Source organism: Arthrobacter sp. SD1074B, assembly GCF_056780195.1.
On record NZ_JBRAZT010000001.1, the window covers coordinates 338712 to 356862 of the forward strand.

Annotated in this window: 17 protein-coding genes; 4 read left to right on the forward strand and 13 right to left on the reverse strand. The window is 67.0% G+C overall.

What is annotated here, in order from left to right; translation table 11 throughout:
• The first annotated feature begins 28 nt into the window (after positions 1–28).
• Positions 29–814, forward strand: coding sequence for a glucosamine-6-phosphate deaminase (locus tag ACUYM2_RS01660; protein ID WP_481598487.1), 786 nt, complete (start codon positions 29–31; stop codon positions 812–814).
• Here the strand turns inward: ACUYM2_RS01660 and ACUYM2_RS01665 are convergent.
• The 11 genes from ACUYM2_RS01665 to ACUYM2_RS01715 form a co-directional block, all read right to left on the reverse strand.
• Positions 811–1695 carry a MurR/RpiR family transcriptional regulator gene (locus ACUYM2_RS01665; protein WP_481598488.1) on the reverse strand — a complete coding sequence of 295 codons (885 nt, stop codon included), beginning with the start codon at positions 1693–1695 and terminating at the stop codon, positions 811–813. The genes ACUYM2_RS01660 and ACUYM2_RS01665 overlap by 4 nt on opposite strands.
• Positions 1685–2659: an N-acetylmuramic acid 6-phosphate etherase gene (murQ, locus tag ACUYM2_RS01670; protein ID WP_481598489.1), complete on the reverse strand. Its 975-nt coding sequence runs from the start codon at positions 2657–2659 to the stop codon at positions 1685–1687. The genes ACUYM2_RS01665 and murQ overlap by 11 nt, the downstream gene beginning before the upstream one ends.
• The gene (locus ACUYM2_RS01675) at positions 2652–3572 is read right to left on the reverse strand and encodes an N-acetylglucosamine kinase (protein ID WP_481598490.1); all 921 of its coding nucleotides are present in this window, start codon (positions 3570–3572) and stop codon (positions 2652–2654) included. The genes murQ and ACUYM2_RS01675 overlap by 8 nt, the downstream gene beginning before the upstream one ends.
• Positions 3569–4834 (reverse strand): anhydro-N-acetylmuramic acid kinase, encoded by a 1266-nt coding sequence (locus tag ACUYM2_RS01680; protein WP_481598491.1) that lies wholly within the window; start codon positions 4832–4834, stop codon positions 3569–3571. Before ACUYM2_RS01680 ends, ACUYM2_RS01675 begins: the two co-directional genes overlap by 4 nt.
• Complete coding sequence (locus tag ACUYM2_RS01685; RefSeq protein WP_481598492.1) at positions 4831–6342, reverse strand: glycoside hydrolase family 3 N-terminal domain-containing protein; 1512 nt, start codon at positions 6340–6342, stop codon at positions 4831–4833. The genes ACUYM2_RS01680 and ACUYM2_RS01685 overlap by 4 nt, the downstream gene beginning before the upstream one ends.
• The gene (locus tag ACUYM2_RS01690; protein ID WP_481598493.1) at positions 6339–7169 is read right to left on the reverse strand and encodes a carbohydrate ABC transporter permease; all 831 of its coding nucleotides are present in this window, start codon (positions 7167–7169) and stop codon (positions 6339–6341) included. Before ACUYM2_RS01690 ends, ACUYM2_RS01685 begins: the two co-directional genes overlap by 4 nt.
• Positions 7166–8050 (reverse strand): carbohydrate ABC transporter permease, encoded by an 885-nt coding sequence (locus tag ACUYM2_RS01695; protein ID WP_481601375.1) that lies wholly within the window; start codon positions 8048–8050, stop codon positions 7166–7168. The genes ACUYM2_RS01690 and ACUYM2_RS01695 overlap by 4 nt, the downstream gene beginning before the upstream one ends.
• 92 nt (positions 8051–8142) lie before the next feature.
• Positions 8143–9447: a sugar ABC transporter substrate-binding protein gene (locus ACUYM2_RS01700; RefSeq protein ID WP_481598494.1), complete on the reverse strand. Its 1305-nt coding sequence runs from the start codon at positions 9445–9447 to the stop codon at positions 8143–8145.
• Between the two features lie 149 nt (positions 9448–9596).
• Entirely contained in the window at positions 9597–10772 is a 1176-nt protein-coding gene (gene nagA / locus ACUYM2_RS01705) for an N-acetylglucosamine-6-phosphate deacetylase (protein ID WP_481598495.1), read from the reverse strand.
• On the reverse strand, positions 10769–11557 hold the full coding sequence (locus ACUYM2_RS01710; RefSeq protein WP_481601376.1) for a DeoR/GlpR family DNA-binding transcription regulator: 789 nt from the start codon (positions 11555–11557) through the stop codon (positions 10769–10771). The genes nagA and ACUYM2_RS01710 overlap by 4 nt, the downstream gene beginning before the upstream one ends.
• Positions 11554–12564 carry an ROK family protein gene (locus ACUYM2_RS01715; protein ID WP_481598496.1) on the reverse strand — a complete coding sequence of 337 codons (1011 nt, stop codon included), beginning with the start codon at positions 12562–12564 and terminating at the stop codon, positions 11554–11556. Before ACUYM2_RS01715 ends, ACUYM2_RS01710 begins: the two co-directional genes overlap by 4 nt.
• Positions 12565–12826: 262 nt before the next feature.
• Between ACUYM2_RS01715 and fbaA the strand changes: the two genes are divergently transcribed.
• The gene (fbaA, locus tag ACUYM2_RS01720) at positions 12827–13846 is read left to right on the forward strand and encodes a class II fructose-bisphosphate aldolase (RefSeq protein WP_146335914.1); all 1020 of its coding nucleotides are present in this window, start codon (positions 12827–12829) and stop codon (positions 13844–13846) included.
• A gap of 2 nt (positions 13847–13848) precedes the next feature.
• Positions 13849–14274 (forward strand): DUF3151 domain-containing protein, encoded by a 426-nt coding sequence (locus tag ACUYM2_RS01725; protein ID WP_481598497.1) that lies wholly within the window; start codon positions 13849–13851, stop codon positions 14272–14274.
• Between the two features lie 65 nt (positions 14275–14339).
• Here ACUYM2_RS01725 and ACUYM2_RS01730 read toward each other — a convergent pair whose 3' ends face one another.
• Complete coding sequence (locus tag ACUYM2_RS01730; protein WP_481598498.1) at positions 14340–14972, reverse strand: uracil-DNA glycosylase family protein; 633 nt, start codon at positions 14970–14972, stop codon at positions 14340–14342.
• Positions 14973–15171: 199 nt separating this feature from the next.
• On the reverse strand, positions 15172–16380 hold the full coding sequence (locus ACUYM2_RS01735) for a cobalamin-independent methionine synthase II family protein (protein WP_481598499.1): 1209 nt from the start codon (positions 16378–16380) through the stop codon (positions 15172–15174).
• A gap of 379 nt (positions 16381–16759) precedes the next feature.
• Here ACUYM2_RS01735 and ACUYM2_RS01740 point away from each other — a divergent pair, with 379 nt between their 5' ends.
• Complete coding sequence (locus ACUYM2_RS01740; protein WP_481598500.1) at positions 16760–18049, forward strand: adenylosuccinate synthase; 1290 nt, start codon at positions 16760–16762, stop codon at positions 18047–18049.
• Positions 18050–18151 lie beyond the last annotated feature (102 nt).

Here is an 18151-nt window from a genome sequence, read left to right on the forward strand (position 1 = left end):
AAGCAATCATCCGAGGGTGGAATTCTATATGGCTGAAGTCATTGTGGTTGAGCACGAGCAGGCCGCAGGCGAACTCGTCGCAGAGTCGATACGCGCCCTGATCGAGACCAAACGCGACGCGGTGCTGGGTCTCGCGACCGGGTCGACGCCGCTGACTGTCTACCGGGCGCTGAGCCGATCGCTCAGCGCCCGACCGTTGGACGTCCGCATGGTGCGCGGCTTTTCGCTCGATGAGTACGTCGGCCTGCCGGCGGGGCACCCGGAGAGCTACCGCGCGGTCATTGACCGTGAGGTCGTGGTACCGCTTGGGCTCACGCCGGGCAATATTCGCGTGCCCAACAGTGATTTGGCTGCGCTGCCCACCGCCGGAACCGAATACGAGCAGGCGATCATCGATGCCGGGGGAGTGGACCTGCAACTCCTGGGGATCGGCCGTACCGGTCATCTGGGCTTCAACGAGCCGGGTTCATCGTTTGCATCGTTGACCCGAGTGAAGACGCTCACGCCTCAGACGCGGGCGGACAACGCCCGGTTCTTTGCCTCGCCCGACGAGGTGCCTATCCACTGCATTACCCAAGGAATCGGCACCATCCTTCGTGCGCGCCACCTTGTGCTTCTCGCCTTCGGGGCGGGGAAGGCGGCCGCGCTGGCTGCCGCCGTCGAGGGCCCGGTTACGTCCAGCCAGCCAGGCTCGGCAATTCAGCTGCATCCGCACGTCACGGTGGTCGCCGACGAGGCGGCCGCAGGCCTGCTCGCGAACCTCGACTACTTCCGATATGCCTGGGCCAACAAGCCGGCGTGGCAGGGGATCTAGCTCGCGGACCGATCGTCTGGCTGCCTCCGGTGGCTCCGGACAGCTTCGTAGGTGAGCCGAAGCGACTCAGTCATGTCGTCGTACATTGATTGGGCGATGCGAACGAAGAGGATGTCCACTACGGCCAGCTGGGCGATCCGGCTAGACATGGCACCCGCGCGATAGCGGTTCTCCCGCGTCTGCGTGGTGAGGACGAAATCGCAGTATTCGGTCAACGGCGAATCGGGGAAATTCGTGATTCCCACCGTCGTCGCGCCGGCGGCCCGCGCGATCTTCAACGCATTGCACGTCTCGGTGGTGAGGCCGGAATGGGAGACGGCAAGGGCGACGCCGCCCGGCCGTTGGAGAGCCGCGGAAGCCCAGGCGAGGTGCATGTCGGAGAAGGCGGTTGCCGAGAGCCCGATTCGATACAGCTTCTGCTGCAGGTCCTGGGCGGTCAGCCCGCTCGAGCCGGAGCCATAGACGTCTATGCGGGTGGAGGCTGCGATGGCAGCCGCGACCCGGTCAAGGGTCTCGAGGTCAAGCGCCTTAGCCGTCTCCTCGATCGCCAGCACCTCCTGGTAGGCGATTTTGGTGACGACGTCTTCGGCGCTGTCGGTCCGGTTGATTTCGCCGTCATCGACCTGGAATCGATCGCGCTGTGCCTGCTCACGGCCTGCCGCCGCCGCTACTTCGATGCGGAAGTCCCGATAGCCCGAGAAGCCCAGTTTTTGGCAGAACCGTGCCACTGTGCCCGGCGAGGTCCTACACAGCGCAGCGACCTCGGTGATTGTGCGGTCGAGAATGGTCGGATCGTCAATGACAGCCTGGGCGACCCTGGACTCCGTTGTGCTGAGGCCGGGCAGTGCCTGCCTCAGCATGAGCAAGGCATTAGCGGCCATGCGCACTCCCTCCGTTGGTCAGCGCCGCGCCGACGGCCTCGTTGAGGAACCCTCGGTGCTCCGCCAGGATCTGGATGGCGGCGCCAGGTTCAAGATCCGTCAGCAGCATTAAAATAGCTGCCTTGACGGATCCATCGACGGCAAGGAGCGCTCGGGCGGCGTCGACCGCGCTCGCATGCGTTGCCAGCATAACGGTTCTCTCGGCGCGGGCGCGCAGCTTCCCGTTCGTGGCCTGCATGTCCACCATCAGGTTGCGGTAAGTCTTGCCCAGCCGGACCATCGTGATAGTGCTGAGCATATTCAGGACCATTTTCTGCGCCGTGCCTGCCTTGAGTCGGGTCGACCCGGTGAGGATCTCCGGACCTACGACAATGTTGATGGCCACGTCGCAGGCCCGGCCAAGGTCCGATGGCGCGTTGCAGGAGAGCCCGGCGGTGAACGCGCCGACGGACGAGGCGTACTTAACGGCACCGAGCACGTACGGTGTGCGGCCGGACGCGGAAATGCCGATCACTGCGTCCGCGGCCGAAACGGATAAAGCGCGTAGGTCGGCTGCACCGGCGTCGTCGTCGTCCTCGGCATTTTCAACGGCGGCGTGAATGGCGCCGGGACCGCCGGCGATGACGCCGATCACCTGTTCGCGGCTGGTGCCGAAAGTCGGTGGCGCCTCACTGGCGTCGAGGATACCCATCCGACCGGCGGTCCCCGCGCCGACGTAGATCAAACGTCCGCCAGTGCTCATACGGCTGACTATGCCGTCGATCGTGGCTGCGATGGCGGGGCCGGCGCGATTGACAGCGGCTGCGACGGCGGCGTCCTCCTCGTTCATCGCGCGCACGAGGTCTGCGGTCGAGAGCATGTCGAGATCCGGATGCCGGTCGCTGACCTGTTCCGTGGAGAGCGTTGCCAGTGATTCGCGTAGAGGGGCGTTGTCAGGCTGATTTTGGAGGTGCGGCTTAGCCACGGGTGATTCTCTTCTCATGGGGTAGGGCACGGGAGTGGGCAATCAGGGTGGCTCCGGCCAGGGCGTCTCCCAGGGGGGAGATGAGCGAGAGGCCGACATCGGTCAGGGCCGCATCGAGGACGGCACGGAAGTAGGGATGGGACACGAGACCGCCAGCGGCGCAAACTTGTCCGGTGTCGGGCTCCGCCGCAGCGCAGCTGCGGGCGAGCCGGACGCACGCCTCCGCGACGATTGCTGTCGCCACGCCGTCGCCCCGGGTGGCGTGGGTGATGACGGTGGGGGCGAACGTGCCGATAGTCCGCGCGGGAGTGCCGGCGGACGAGACCCAACCTGGCAGGGCGGGGAGGCCGCCGGCGAGCTCGGCAGCGGCGGCGCAGAGCGAGGTTGCCGGTCCACGCCCGTCGCTGGCACGGAGGGCCGCCTGCAGCCCCTCCTGGCCGATCCAGCGTCCGCTGCCTTCATCACCGAGCCACGGGCCCAGCCCGTCTATCTGCCGAATTAGCCCTGCGTCGTCGACGGCGAAGACGACGGACCCCGTGCCTGCGATGAGGACGGTGCCGGGGCCGCCTGCGAACGCGCCGACATGCGCGGCGAGGCCGTCGCTGATGAGGGCCAGCGGGACGTCGAAATCGGCCCTCAGCTCCTTCAGAAGACCGCGGACGGCATCCGGCGCTGCCAGGGCGCCGGCCGCGCCGATACCGATGCAGTCGAGGTCCCGCGGTTCCGGGATGCCACGAGCCAGGCGGGAAACAGCGCCGAGGATTGCGTATCGTGCCAAACCTTGGCCATGTTCGTCGGCAAGGCCCGGTGCGCCCTCGTGCGCTGCCTCGTCGAGCACCGCGTCGCCGCGGCTGAGGCGGACCCGGCAGGACGTCTTGCCCAGGTCGACAGCCAACACCGTCGGCCCGCTCATCGCGTTACCGCCGCTGCGTCAGCCGGAGTGCGGGCGTCCATCGGCAGCACGCGCAGGCCGCGGATGCCCGCCAGCGGCGCTGGCATCCGAAGCGGCCGTGGTCCGGGGGCGATTTGCCCGGCCACGCGGGCGCGGCCTGGCGCGGTAGCCGGCAGTTCGCACGTAACTCCGTGCCAGCTGAGGAAGCCGAGCAGGGCAAACATCAGCGACTCCTTGAAGTCGGGCTCAATTCCGCAGACGTCCGAGGAGACCAGCGAGATTCCGGTCCGGGCGACTTCCGCACCAAGGGCGGACATGAGCGAGGGGTTGCGCACGCCGCCGCCGGAGGCGATCAGGCGGCCGGGCCGTTCGACGGTGCCGGTACGCAGGGAGTCCGCTACGGAGCGGGCGGTCAGCCGGGTGAGCGTTGCTACGAGATCTTCAAGGGACAGCGGAGAACCTCCTTTGGCCGCTGCGATGGCGGAATCCACGAACTGAAGCCCGAATGTCTCCCGACCGGTCGATTTCGGCGCGGGCCTTCGAAGATAGGGATGCTGGAGCAGGGCGGAGAGGAGCCCGGGATTGACCTGGCCGGCGGCCGCGAGCTGGCCGTCGGCGTCGAAGCCGCGGGCGCCGTTCGTGGCACGGGCGACAACCGCGTCGATCAGAACGTTGCCGGGACCGGTATCCCAGGCCACCATGGTCCCGCTGGAGCTCACGACCGACAGGTTCGCGATCCCGCCCAGGTTGACGGTCGCGGCGGCGGCGTCGTCGTCGGCCTCCGATGCCGCCAGCCACGCCCGGTCGAAGATGCCCATCAGCGGAGCGCCTTCGCCTCCCGCTGCGATGTCGGCCGCGCGGAGGTTGCACAGCACGGGCGCGGCGGCGGCTTCGGCAATCCAGGCGGCCTCGCCCAGTTGCAGCGTTCCGCGGGCGTGAGTGCCGTCGACCCAGTGGAAGACCGTTTGTCCATGCGAGACAACCAGGTCCACGGCTGTGCCGAGATCCTGCATGGCGGCTTGAGCGGCCGAGGCAAACTCTTGGCCAGCGAGGGTGTCCAGCCGGCACAGCTCATCGGCATCGACGCGACCGCCGTCCGCCAGGGCGAGCAGGCGCGTGCGCAGTTCTGGGGCCCACTCCACGGTGCGGGTGAGCAGCGGGCGCACGGTCAACCACGGTGTGCGGCCGTTCCGGGCGCCCCGGGCGCTATCCGTATCGATATCGACGATCGCTACATCAATGCCGTCGGCGGAAGTCCCGGACTGAAGGGACAGGATCCTCATGGTGTAGCACCGCGGAGAATGTCGCGGACTGTGTCGGCGGTGACTCTTGAGGTTCCCCGTGCGTCAATAAGAGCAAGCGGCGGGTCCTCACGGGAGGGCAGTCCGGCGTTGATGACGACGGCGTCCGGGCGGAGGCAGGCTATCCGGGTCAGGGCATCCCGTTGCGCCCCCGCGCAGGCAATCCGGTCCACCAGCACGGCCAAGCCGGTGCCGCGTGGGAGGCTCGTGACCGTCTCGGTCAGCGCAGCGTCGTCGGTACCAGGCGCTAAACGGTCCAGTTCAAAATCGAGCGCAAGACTCGCGGCAAACGGATCGGCGGCGGATGCCACGGCGAAGGTGGCATGTGCCCTTAGATCGAGCAGCGCCAGGCGGCGCTGAACGATTGACGCGGCGCCGTGCACCGTGATTGCCTCCCGCACCATGAACGCAGGGTCGGGGAGGCTTCCGGCTATGCCCGGCGCGGAACCCCCGGGTTCCGCGGGGCCGGCGGGCAGTGCCAGCCGCGCGGCCGATTCACCCGCCCGTTCAAGGACGCCGGCGGTGAGCACGCCGTCGTCGAGGGCCTCGAAGAGGGCCTTGCGCACCTCGAGGTAGTCTTCCTCGTCGGTGCTGCGGCCTCCGTTCGGCCCGAGGTTGGACGGATTGCCGATGCAGAGCAGTTCGGCTCCGGCCACCAGGGCGAGCACTGCGCCCGGACCGGCCCCGAAAGAGGCCCGGATTGCTGCCATGTCGAGGGCATCGGTCACAATTGTGCCGGTAAAGCCGGTCCCGCGTAGTGCGGCGAGGATGGCCGGGTTGAGGGTCGCGGGCAGGTCGCCGCTTTCCGGCACCACGATGTGTGCTGTCATCACGGCCCGAACTCCGGCGGCGACTGCCTCGAGGAAAGGCGGCAGATGGTCACGCTCGATCTCGGCCCAAGAGAGGTTGAGCCGGGGGAGGGACAGGTGGGAGTCGGTCTGCGTGTCCCCGTGTCCCGGGAAGTGCTTGACGCAGGCGGCCACTCCGGATTCCTGGAGGCCGTGGACAAACGCAGCGACATGCCGCGACACAAGAGGCGTGTCAGGGCCAAACGCCCGCACGCCAATCACCGGGTTCGCCGGATTCGTGTTCACATCGGCCACCGGGCCCAGCACAACGTTGGCGCCCGCTGACGCGGCCCGTCGTCCGATCATCCGGCTGACAGCCCGGGTGGCCTCGGTGTCGTCGAGGTGGCCCAGCTGTGCGTGCCCCGGGAGGAGTGATCCCCGTGCAGCGTCGAGCCGGGACACGCTGCCGCCCTCCTCATCGATGCCGATGAGGACTCCGGGCCGAATGCTCCGAAACTCGGCAGAGAGTCGCGCCGGCTGCCCGGCGTCCGACGCGTCGATGTTCTGGCCGAAGTAGACCACGCCAGCGAGGCCTTCATCGAGCGCCCGGGCCAGCCAAGGGGAAACGTGCTGGCCGGTGAATCCTGGCCAAAGAACGCCGTTGACGAGCCGGCGCAGGGCGGGGTCTGTGGCTGCGGTCATCCCTTTACGGCTCCCGCCACCAGGCCATTGCTGAGCTTGCCCTGGACGAAGACGAAGAAGACCATCACCGGAATGGTGATGATGGTCGAGGCGGCCATGACCGGTCCCCAATCATTGGCATGTACGCCGAAGAATTGTTTGAGGCCAATAGCCACGGTGTAGTTCTCGGCTGCCCCGCCGAGAAGGGTCATCGCAAATATGAACTCGTTCCAGGCAACGATGAAGGAAAAGACGCTGGTCGCGACAAGCCCGGGTGCCACGAGCGGCAGAAGGACCGAGCGGAACATGCGGCCCCAGGTGGCGCCATCGATGTAGGCCGCCTCTTCCAGCTCGACCGGGACAGCGGCGACGAAGCCGCGCAGCATCCAGATCGCGAACGGCAGGGAGAAGGCCAGATAAACTATCACGAGCCCGACCAGCGAGTTGAGCAGTTGCAGGTCGCGCACCTGCACGAACAGGGGGATAACCAAGGCCTCAAGCGGCACCATCTGCACGGTGAGCACCATGATCAGGATGCCGGTGCGGAACTTGAAACGGAAGCGCGCCACCGCGACGGCGGCCAGCAGTGCCACAATTCCCGAGATGGTCACCGTGAAGAAGGCGACGACGGCCGAATTGCGAAGGAAGGTGCCGAACCCGCCTTCGGTGAGCACGTACTGGTAGTTGGCGAGAGTGAACTCCTGCGGAAGCAGGGACTGGCCGCCGCTGGAGGCCTGAGCGTCAAAGGAGCTGGAGATCATCCAGTACGCGGGGAAGAGCGTGAAGACCAGGAGGAGGGCGACCAGCACGGCCTTGACCAGCCTCCGGCTGAGCGAGCGGTGCCTCATACCTTTTCCTCCTTGAACAGGGTGCGGACGTAGATGGCGGTGATGATCAGGAGCAGCACCGTCAGGAGCACGGCGATGGCCGCTCCGAAGCCGTAGCGGTTCTGCCCGAACGACTCAACGTATGACCAGACACCGAGGTTGAGTACCTCCCGGTTGGATCCTGACCCGCCGGGCATGAGGTAGATCTGGGCGAACACCTTGAAGTCCCAGATGGTCGAGAGGATGACCACAACCGAAAACACCGGCTTGATGGTGGGGTACGTGATCTGGAAGAAGCGCCGGACCGGTCCGGCCCCGTCCATCTCCGCGGCCTCAAGCATCTCCTTCGGTACGCCCAGCAGTCCGGCGAGCACGGTGATGGCGACGAACGGGAAGCCATGGTGCACGATGTTCAACGCCACGATCCCGTAGAAGGTCACCGGGTTGGTGAACCAGTTGAACGATTCGTCCATGAGGCCGAGGCCCTTGAGAGTCGCGTTGACGAGCCCTTGGTCGGCGTCGAAGATCCAGATCCAGACATACGTTCCGGTCACCGCCGGCATGGCCCAGGCGACCATAACGGCGCTCCCGACGACAGTGCGCCAGAGCGGGCTGAGCGAGGCCATGAGCAGGGCGACCAGAGTTCCGAAGATGACGGTCGAAGCGACCGCCACGATGGCGAACCCGATCGTGTTGGGCAGCACCACGGTCCACAGGGAGGAGTCCCCGAAGACCTCGGAGTAGTTGTCCAGGCCGATGAATTTTGTCTTGCCGCTGACGATCTGCCGCAGGCCGTAATCCTGCAAGGAGAACATGAAGACCCGTGCGAGCGGCCAGAGCAGAAGTCCGGCCAGCAGGGCCAGCGCGGGGGCGAGCAGCAGCCACGGCCTGGCCTTGGCCATAGTGACGAGCCGCCGGCGTTTCGGCGGGCGGCCGCCCGTGGACGGCAGGGGCTTGCGTCCCTCGTCCACGGCCGGCTGCTTGAGCCCTACGGTCACGGGGTCTTCTTGCCGTTCATGATGGCGTCCATCTCGGCTGCGGCACTCGACGTGGCCTCATCGACGGTCTTCTGGCCGGAGAGGATGGCCTGGATCATCGAGTTGGTGGTCTTCTTGGCCTGAACCGCACCGAACTTGGGCGTGACGGGAACGGAAGCGCCGCCGTCGACCATTTGCTTGGCGAATGACTTTACCAGCGGGTCGTCCGACTTAATGGTGTCGTCCAGCAGCGACTTTTGGCCGGGGAAGTAACCGCTCTTGCTGGCCCAGTCCCGGGCGAACTTGCCGGTGCTCATCAACTTGACGAAGGCCCAGGCGAGGTCCTTGTTCTTGGCCGTGTTGAAGACGCTCAGGTGCGACCCGCCCAGGACCGAGGGGCTGATGCCGCTGTCCTTGCCGGGGATGGGGATAGCGCCCAGCTTGCCCTTGAGCTCCGGGGCTTTCGCGAGGATGGTCGCCGGGGTCCACGAGCCGGAGATCGCCATGGCGACCTTGCCCTGCGTGAAGTTGTCGAGCACGTCGGTCTCCTTCCAGGTGGTCGCACCAGCGGTGGAGAAGCCGTGTTTGGTGGCCAGGTCCGTGTAGAACCGGATGCCCTCGCGTGCCTTGTCGCTGGCCAGTCCGGACTCCCAACTGTCGCCCTTTTGGACCGACACGTCGCCGCCCGCGCCCCAAACCCACGGATAGGCGAGCATCTCGGCGTCGCCGGGAACCGGGAAGGGGATCAGGTCCGGGCGCTTGGTCTTGATGACTGTGGCCACGTCAACGAGTTCCTGCCAGTTGGTGGGCGGGGTCAGGCCAAGCTCCTTGAACACGTCTGTCCGGTAAATGATCGAGCGAACCCCGGCGTACCAGGGCATACCGTACAGCTCGCCGTCGTAGGTGCCGGATTCGGCGAGGCCTTTGACGAGGTCGCCGTCGAGGCCCGCGTCCTTCACTTTGTCGCCAATCGGTGCAAGCGCACCTGAATCGGCGAACTCTGCCGTCCATGTGTTCCCGGTCTCGGCGACATCCGGAGTTGTGCTGCCGGCTATCGCGGTGACGAACCGGTCATGGGCGCCGGCCCACTGCACGTATTCGACGTTGAGCTTCGCGCCGGTCTCCTTCGTGAACTCCTGGCCGACGGAGTCGAAGAACGCCTCGGAATCGGGGTTGGTGCCTTTCATGATCCAGACGTTGAGCGTTTGGCCTTTGGCGTCCGTTGCGCCGCCTGTGGAACCGCCGCCCGCGGCGCCGCCACAGGCTGACAGTGCCAGGGCGACGACGGCGGCCACGGCGGCGGAAAGATAGCGCTTATGCATGCAGTCTCCTCATTGAAACGTGATAGCGGACGACCCGGTCCGGCTGGTGTGAAAATAATTATCCATGCGTGACGCAATTCACGCAAATTATTTTCTGCATGCGGTCGTCTCTGCTGGAGGTCTGGACCTCCACAGTTGGAAGCTTGCCGCTACACCGGCATAAGCCGGCCTGCTGCGAAGACCGCATCGACGGATAGCCCACCGTCGAGCAGAACCGCGTCGGCGGCGTAGCCGACCTCGAGCCGTCCGAGGTCGCCGCTGCGCCCAATGGCACGGGCGGGAGTGGTGGTCACCGCGGTGACCGCCTCTTCAATCGGGATGCCCACTTCAGTCACCGCTCTACGCAGAGCTGCGTCGAGGGTGAGCGTGGAGCCGGCGATGGCCCCGTCGGCTGCGGTCGCGCTGCTCAGGCGGGCAATGCCTCCGGAGACGGTGACGGCCAGGGACCCAAGCATGTACTCGCCATCCCCAGAGCCGGCGGCAGCCATCGCGTCGGTGATCAGGGCAATGCGGCCGGGTGCGCCGGCAAAGGCAAGGCGGACCACCTCCGGATGGACATGCACGCCGTCGTTGATAATCTCCAGCGTCACCCCGGGGGAGCGGGTTGCTGCCGCAACAGGACCGGGCGCGCGGTGGTGGATGCCGCGCATGCCATTGAAGGCGTGCGTCAGGATCGAGGCGCCGGCTTCAAATGCTGCCAGAGCGGTGGCATAGTCGGCGGCGCTGTGCCCGACGGCGACGGCGACACCGGCGTCGACGAGCGTGCGGATTGCCTCCCGGGCGCCGGGCAGCTCGGGTGCGAGCGTCCACTGGCGAAGGTGTCCCCGCGCCGCGGTGAGGAGCCGGGCCATCGAATCGCCGTCAGGAGCGCGGAGCAGTGCCGGGTCGTGCGCGCCGCGGAAGGCGTTGTCGAGGAAGGGGCCCTCAAGGTGCGCGCCGAGCACGAGCGGGTTGGCTTCGACCACGTCGGCGACGGCAGCGAGACGGGACTCGAGCTCGCCCTGGCGGGCAGTGACGAGGGAGAGCACCGCGCGGGTCGTGCCGTAGCGGTGGTGCACGGCAAGAGCATCGCGGATAGCGTCGGCTCCGTTATCGAAGGCGAAGCCGCCGCCGCCGTGGCAGTGGATGTCTATGAAGCCGGGGGTGAGCCAGCGGCCGGCGGCATCCGTCACTTCCACCGATGGGGTGCCCAGAGCACGCCAGCCGTCCCCGGATCCGAGGCCAGACACCGTATCGCCGGTGAAGGCGACCCAGGCGTCGGCGGTAGTCAGCCCGCCTGATACCAGGTGCGCAGAGTGGATGATGCGGGTGGCAGGGCGGATCATGATGCGACGATCACCTCGAAATTCTGGTCGGCAAAGGCAGCCAGCTGCTCCGGCGTGATCCCCGGATCCGTGATGAGCCCATCGAAGCGGTGCAGCGCGCCCAGTCCGGCAAATGCTATTCGTCCGATCTTGCTGGAGTCGGCTACGATCATCGCCCTTGCCGCGCGCTCTGTCATCAAGGAATTCACCGCAGCCTCCCGTTCGTCATTCACGGAGGGCCCAGCCAGAGGATCGATGCCGTTCACGCCGATGAAGGCGATGTCCAAGCGCACTTGCTGCAGCACGGCGTCGCTGTAGGAACCGACCAGTTCGTACGAGCGCGAATGCACCACACCGCCGGTCACCACCGTCTTGATCTGCGGGCGCATCGCCAACTGGGCTGCGATGTTGAGGGCGTTGGTGACGACCGTCAGTGTGGCGTGCGGCGACGCCTCCATGATGTCCGGTCTGGCGCTAAGTACCTCGGCGATGGCTGTGCTTGTTGTGCCGCCGCAGAGCCCCACGACGGCGCCGCGCGCCACGAGCGAACTGGCTGCGCGGGCGATCCGGAGCTTCTGCGGTGCGTTCTGCTCGCGTTTGTACCGCAGTGGAAGGTCGTAGGCGACGGACTGCCCGGTTGCCCCACCGCGCGTGCGCGTAAGCAGCTGCTGGGAGGCGAGGGTGTCGAGGTCCCGCCGCGCGGTCGCCGCGGAGACGCCGAGACGGGTGATGATGTCGTCGACCTCCAGGTGCCCGGATTCGGCTAGCAGGTCGAGTACCGCGGCGAGGCGCTCGGAGCGGTTCATGGACATGCGGTTCCTTTCAGGGCTAGAGCGCCGTTGGCGGCCGGGCCTTCGGCGGCTGCCCTGGCACGTAGCGCCGCGCCGATGAGCCCGGCGTTCTCACCGATCCGTGCTGGGAGCAGCCGAGGGGGGCGGTGGAAGCTGAGCAGAGCGCCGACACGGTCCCGCAGGGGCGCGAACAGGGCGTCTCCGGCTTGGGCCAGCCCGCCGCCGATGACAATGGCCTCCGGGGCCAGCACCGAGACCAGTTGCTCGATGACCAGCGCAAGGGCGTCGACGGCTTCGTCCCAGACGCGCCGGGCATGCGGGTCGCCGGCGCGGGCGAGGGCGAGGACCTGCTTCGCATCGGTCGGGGCAGGCTCGGAAGATCGGCCCGCGGCCTGAGCGTAGCGGCGCACGATGGCCCCGGCCGACGCAATGGTTTCAAGGCACCCGGTGGCGCCGCAGGGGCACAAGTCACCGCGCGGGTCGACAATCGAATGGCCGATCTCGCCGGCGAAACCGCCTGCCACGTGGGCCCGGCCGTTCAGGATAATCGATGCCGCGATGCCGGTGCCGATCACGATGACCACGACGTCCCGGAAAGGTTGGGCCGCGCCAAGGCGCTGCTCTGCTTCCCCGGCGGCACGCACATCGTGCGAGAAGGACGCAGGGAGGTTTAGGCGCGACTCCGCCAGCACCTTGAACGGCACATTCTCCCAGCCTAAGTTCGATGAGCGGACGCCGACTCCGGAGCCGTCGTCGACGATGCCAGGGGCGACCATGCCGACGGCCTGTGGATGAACGCCGGGGTAGTCCCGGGCAAATCCGGCAGCGATTTTTTCGACCAGATCCAGCACGGCTTCACCCGTCCGCGCCCCGCGAAGGGGAGTTGCGGTGCGGCTGAGCCCGAGCATCCGCCCTGCGGAGTCGAACAGCGCCGCCTTCGTATCGGTGCCACCAATGTCATAGGCGAGAACGGCCGGCCCGGCGCCGAGCAGTGGCGCATCCCACGACAGATCTTCGGCCATGACATGTCTCCTCGTCGTTAAGTGCCAGCGCAACGATCGATCCTGATCGCAACCACCAGCACCCGGTCACTTTAGCTCAGACTTGAGGGCGCTGCCTTCCGGAAAACCGCCGTGGCGTGCCATGCCGGCGGGGCCAGTGTTACAACCCCGGCGTGACCGGAAACACTGCCGTGGGGCAGGAATGGCTAGGATGGTTGGTAGCCGACGAGGTTCACTCCAGGGTCAACCCAGCCCGCAGACGAAATTCACTTTAGGAGTCAGCATGCCCATTGCAACCCCAGAGATCTACTCCGAGATGATCGACCGCGCAAAGACGGGCGGCTTCGCATTCCCGGCCGTCAACGTCACCTCCTCCCAGACCCTGAACGCCGCCCTCCGCGGTTTCGCCGAGGCCGAGTCCGACGGCATCGTCCAGGTCTCCACGGGCGGCGCCGCCTACTGGTCCGGCGCGTCCACCAAGGACATGGTGGCCGGCTCGCTGGGCTTTGCCGCGTTCGCCCGCGAGGTCGCCAAAAACTACGGCGTCAACATCGCCCTGCACACGGACCACTGCCCCAAGGACAAGCTCGACGGCTTCGTCCTGCCGCTGCTCGCCGCCTCCGAGGCCGAGGTCAAGGCCGGCCGCAACCCGCTCTTCAACTCGCACATGTGGGACGGCTCGGCCGAAACCCTGCAGGAGAACCTCCGGATCGCCCGGGAGCTGCTCGAGCGCACCGCCGCGGCCAAGATGATCCTCGAGGTCGAGATCGGCACCGTCGGCGGCGAGGAAGACGGCGTCGAGAACGCCATCAACGACAAGCTTTACACCACGGTCGAGGACGCCCTCGCAACCATCGACGCCCTCGGCTCCGGCGAGAACGGCCGCTACATCACAGCCCTGACCTTCGGCAACGTGCACGGCGTGTACAAGCCCGGCGGCGTCAAGCTGCGCCCGGAGATCCTCAAGGACATCCAGGAGCAGGTCGGCGCGAAGATCGGCAAGACCAGCCCGTTCGACCTCGTCTTCCACGGCGGCTCCGGATCCTCCGAGCAGGAAATCGCGGACGCGGTCTCCTACGGCGTGATCAAGATGAACATCGACACCGACACCCAGTACGCCTACACCCGCCCGGTCGCCGACCACATGTTCCGCAACTACGACGGCGTCCTGAAGGTCGACGGCGAGGTCGGCAACAAGAAGCTGTACGACCCCCGCGTCTGGGGCGCGTCCGCCGAAGCCGGCCTGGCTGCCCGCGTGGTTGAGGCCGCCCAGCAGCTCGGCTCTACCGGCAAGACGTTCTAGCCGTGTCGGACGAGTTCCGTAAGAACCTGATGGGCCCCGAGCCCACCCTGCTGCCCGCCGAGACCGAGGTCAACGCGGGGCTGGACGCGGGCCAGGAGGCGCTGGACCTGGTGGAGAAGCACCCGACGTCCTCGCTGCTCTGGGCCGTGCTGGCCGAGGAAGCGTGGAAGGAAGGCCGGACCATTGATTCCTACGCCTACGCCCGGGTCGGCTACCACCGCGGCCTGGATTCGCTGCGCCGCAACGGCTGGCGCGGCGTCGGCCTGATCCCGTGGGAGCACGAACCCAACCGCGGCTTCCTGCGCGCGCTCTACTCGCTGGGCCGCGCCTCCGCGGCGATCGGCGAGGCCGAGGAGCCGGAGCGGATCGAGAAGTTCCTGAAGGACTCCGACCCCACCGCCAAGGCGGCCATCGAAGCCGAGGGCTGACGGGTTAGACAACGACGGCGGGCGCCCACCTTTCGGTGGGCGCCCGCCGTCGTTTCGCGGAAGGGTCAGCTGGCCTTGGCCAGACCGGTGCGGGCCATGGCATCGGCGTAGGCGACGCGCATTTCCTCGAGGTACTGCTCCTGCCGGGCCGGGGTGCCGGCGAACGCGCGGCCGCTGAGCGAGCGGACCTTGTACGTCTTCAGGCCGCGGCGCCAGATCATCGGCACCTCGGTCTTGAGCAGCAGGTTGGCCAGGCGGTTGGCCTCGGTGCCGTGCGCCACGATCACGGAGGCGCGCGGCACCAGGGCGAGGAACTTCAGCAGCGGCTTGAGGCCGGCCGAGATCTGGTCCGGCGTGAACTTGCCGTTCGGCTCGCCGTCCACATGCCACGGGTGGACGTTCCACGGCATGACAAACTCCGGGCGCAGGCCCAGTTTCCACTGGATGCCGAGCATGCGGGTGGCGGCTTCCTCGTCGCCGGCGGTGATGAAGCCGGACTGATCGGCGGTGCCGATGTTCGAGTAGAGGCTGATGATGCGGCACTCGTCAATGTCGTGGGCGGGATCCACGTAGGGGACCGTGGTGCCAGCTTTGGCGGTCTGGAGTGCGTCGCACAGTTCGTTGACCGGCGCGACGTTAGCTTCGTAACGGCGGCTCAGGAGCTGTTCGCGGAAATTTTCAGTGGCCAGTGCTGTCATGTATTGCTGGGTCTCCTGCGGGATTGGTAACGCTGCCAGACCGGTTGCAGGCACGCCAAAGGAGGGACGCGCGGAGGCCAGTGTGGTTTGAAAATGTGGTGTGGACCGATTCCTGTTCGGTCTCTACCAGTCTATCAAGCCCCGCGAAATGCCCGGCGAGTCGGCCGGGCGGCCGGCAACCGCCATCCGCCCGGACCGGCTACCAGAGCCGCTTGCTGGCCCGCCGGGCGCCCTCGCCGAGGGCCTCGAGCTTGGCGAAGGCGATCTGCGGATGGACGCGCCCGCCGAGGCCGCAGTCCGTGGAGGCGATCACGTTTTCGCGGCCCACCAGTTCCGCGAAGCGCACGATCCGGTCGGCCACCAGGTCGGGGTGCTCCACGACGTTGGTGGCGTGCGAGACGACCCCCGGAATGATCGACTTGCCCTCGGGAAGCTTGGTGTCCTCCCAGACCCGCCATTCGTGTTCGTGCCGCACGTTGGCCGCCTCGAAGGAGTACGCGCCGGCGTTGACCTGCAGGACGGAATCGACGATGTCCGCGAAAGGGATGTCCGTGGTGTGCGGGCCGTGCCAGGAGCCCCAGCAGACGTGCAGCCGGATCTTGTCCTGCGGGAGGTCACGCAGCGCCCAGTTGGTGGCCTCGACCCGCAGCTGGATGAACTTCAGGTAGTCCTCGAGGCTCGGCTCCGGGTTGATCTGGTCCCAGCTCTCAGCGAGGGAGGGATCGTCGAGCTGGACCGTCAGGCCGGCGTCGATGATGGCCTTGTATTCCTCGCGCATCGCGTCGGCGCAGGCGTAGAGGAGTTCCTCGTCGCTCTTGTAGTACTCGTTCGCGACACGGGCGCAGGACCCGGGGGAGAGGGACGCGACGAAGCCCTCGGTGAGGCCGGCCGCGGCCAGGCCGGTCTTGAGGTTGGTGATGTCCGAGGCCACGAGCGCCTGCCCGGTGTAGGTCAGCGGGCCCGCGATCTTCGGCTGCGTGACGGCCTTGCGGTGGGCCAGGATCCCGGAGGAGGGGTCGTTGTAGGCGTCGTTGAAGGCCTGCCGGTCGCGTCGGTCCGGGAACGAGGTCAGGACAATGTGGCCGGGGCTGGAGCGGTGCACCGCGGCGTCGGCCCAGCGGTCCACATCCGTCGGTTCGAGGCCGCCAAGCCGGGCGAACGAGTAGTTCCACCAGGCGCCGTAATCGACCGAGCTGGCCATGGCATGCCCGTACTCGCCGTCGTTGGGGATGTCGATGCCCAGGTCCTTCTGGCGCTGGACGACGTCCACCACCGAGGTTTCCAGCAGGTCCAGGAATTCGGGGCTGATGCCGTCGGCTTCCTTCGCTTCGTTGGCGGCGATGAGCTCGGGGGTACGGGGCAACGATCCGGCGTGGGTGACGCGGATGTGGTCGGTGTTCTGGGACATGGTGCGGTTCCTTTCCATCGGTCCTGGCGGTAGCACCGTGGCCGGTCGAGGCCGCGCAGGGCGGGCCGCGGAAGGCGGGGTTGCTGCGGCGTCAACGGTCCAGGTCCCTCGGCCGCTCGGGATGGTCACTCCCACTTAATTCCACGCCGCGCCAGCACCGCAAGTTGTGCCCACTATGTGTCGCGGCCCTCCGCGCAGGGAGCCAAAACGGTGCCGGCCACCGTTTTCGGCTAAACTTGGGTGGTAAGAGCCCCGGACTCTGGCGTTGATGGTAAGAGCACAGCGGTAGATTCGGGGCATTCTCATGAACGGCGCTGAGCTGCGCTGACCACCTGGTCAATCACGTACAGTTCGGCCCGAACGAATGGGGGAGGATCCCATGCCAGCAATCGTGATCGTCGGAGCCCAATGGGGCGACGAAGGCAAAGGTAAGGCCACCGACCTGCTCGGCGGCCGTGTCGACTACGTCGTCAAGCCCAACGGCGGCAACAACGCCGGGCACACCGTCGTCGTGGGCGGTGAGAAGTATGAGCTGAAGCTCCTTCCTGCCGGCATCCTGAGCCCTAACGCGGTCCCGGTGATCGGCAACGGTTGCGTGGTGAACCTAGAAGCCCTGTTCCAGGAGATCGACGGCCTTGAAGCCCGCGGCGCTGACACCTCCAAGCTGCGCGTCTCCGCCAACGCCCACCTTGTGGCGCCCTACCACCAGGTGCTGGACAAGGTCACCGAACGGTTCCTCGGCAGCCGCGCGATCGGCACCACCGGCCGCGGCATCGGCCCGGCCTACATGGACAAGGTCGCCCGCCTCGGCATCCGCGTGCAGGACGTCTTCGACGCCTCCATCCTGCGCCAGAAGGTCGAGGGCTCGCTGCGGCAGAAGAACGAACTGCTGGTCAAGGTCTACAACCGCCGCGACATCGAGGTGGACGAGATCGTGGAGTACTTCCTGTCCTTCGCCGAACGCCTGCGCCCGCTGGTCATCGACAGCACCTTCGTGCTGAACAAGGCGCTGGACGAGGGGAAGGTGGTCCTCATGGAGGGCGGCCAGGCCACCTTCCTCGACGTCGACCACGGCACCTACCCGTTCGTGACCTCCTCGAACCCCACCGCGGGCGGCGCCTCCGTCGGCTCGGGCATCGGCCCCACCCGGATCTCCCGCTCCATCGGCATCATCAAGGCCTACACGACGCGCGTCGGGGCCGGGCCGTTCCCCACGGAACTGTTCGATGAGATGGGCATGTACCTGCAGAAGACCGGCGGTGAGTTCGGTGTCAACACCGGCCGCCCGCGCCGCTGCGGCTGGTACGACGCCGTCCTGGCCCGCCACGCTTCCCGCGTCAACGGCTTCACCGACTACTTCGTCACCAAGCTGGACGTGCTCACCGGCATTGAGCAGATCCCGGTCTGCGTGGCCTACGACGTCGACGGCGTGCGGCACGACGAAATGCCGATGACGCAGACCGAATTCCACCACGCCAAGCCGATCTTCGAGTACTTCGAGGGCTGGACCGAAGACATCACCGGCGCCCGCACCCTGGACGACTTGCCGGAGAACGCCCGCAACTACGTGCTGGCCCTCGAGAAGCTCTCCGGCACGCGGTTCTCCGCGATCGGCGTCGGCCCGGACCGCGACCAGACGATCGTGGTCAACGACCTGATCAACGACTAATACCGGCTAACTGACGTCCCACGGCGGCGGGTCACCTGACATGGGTGACCCGCCGCCGTCGTTAAGGGCCGCCGTTATGGGCCGGAGACGGGCCACTTGGAG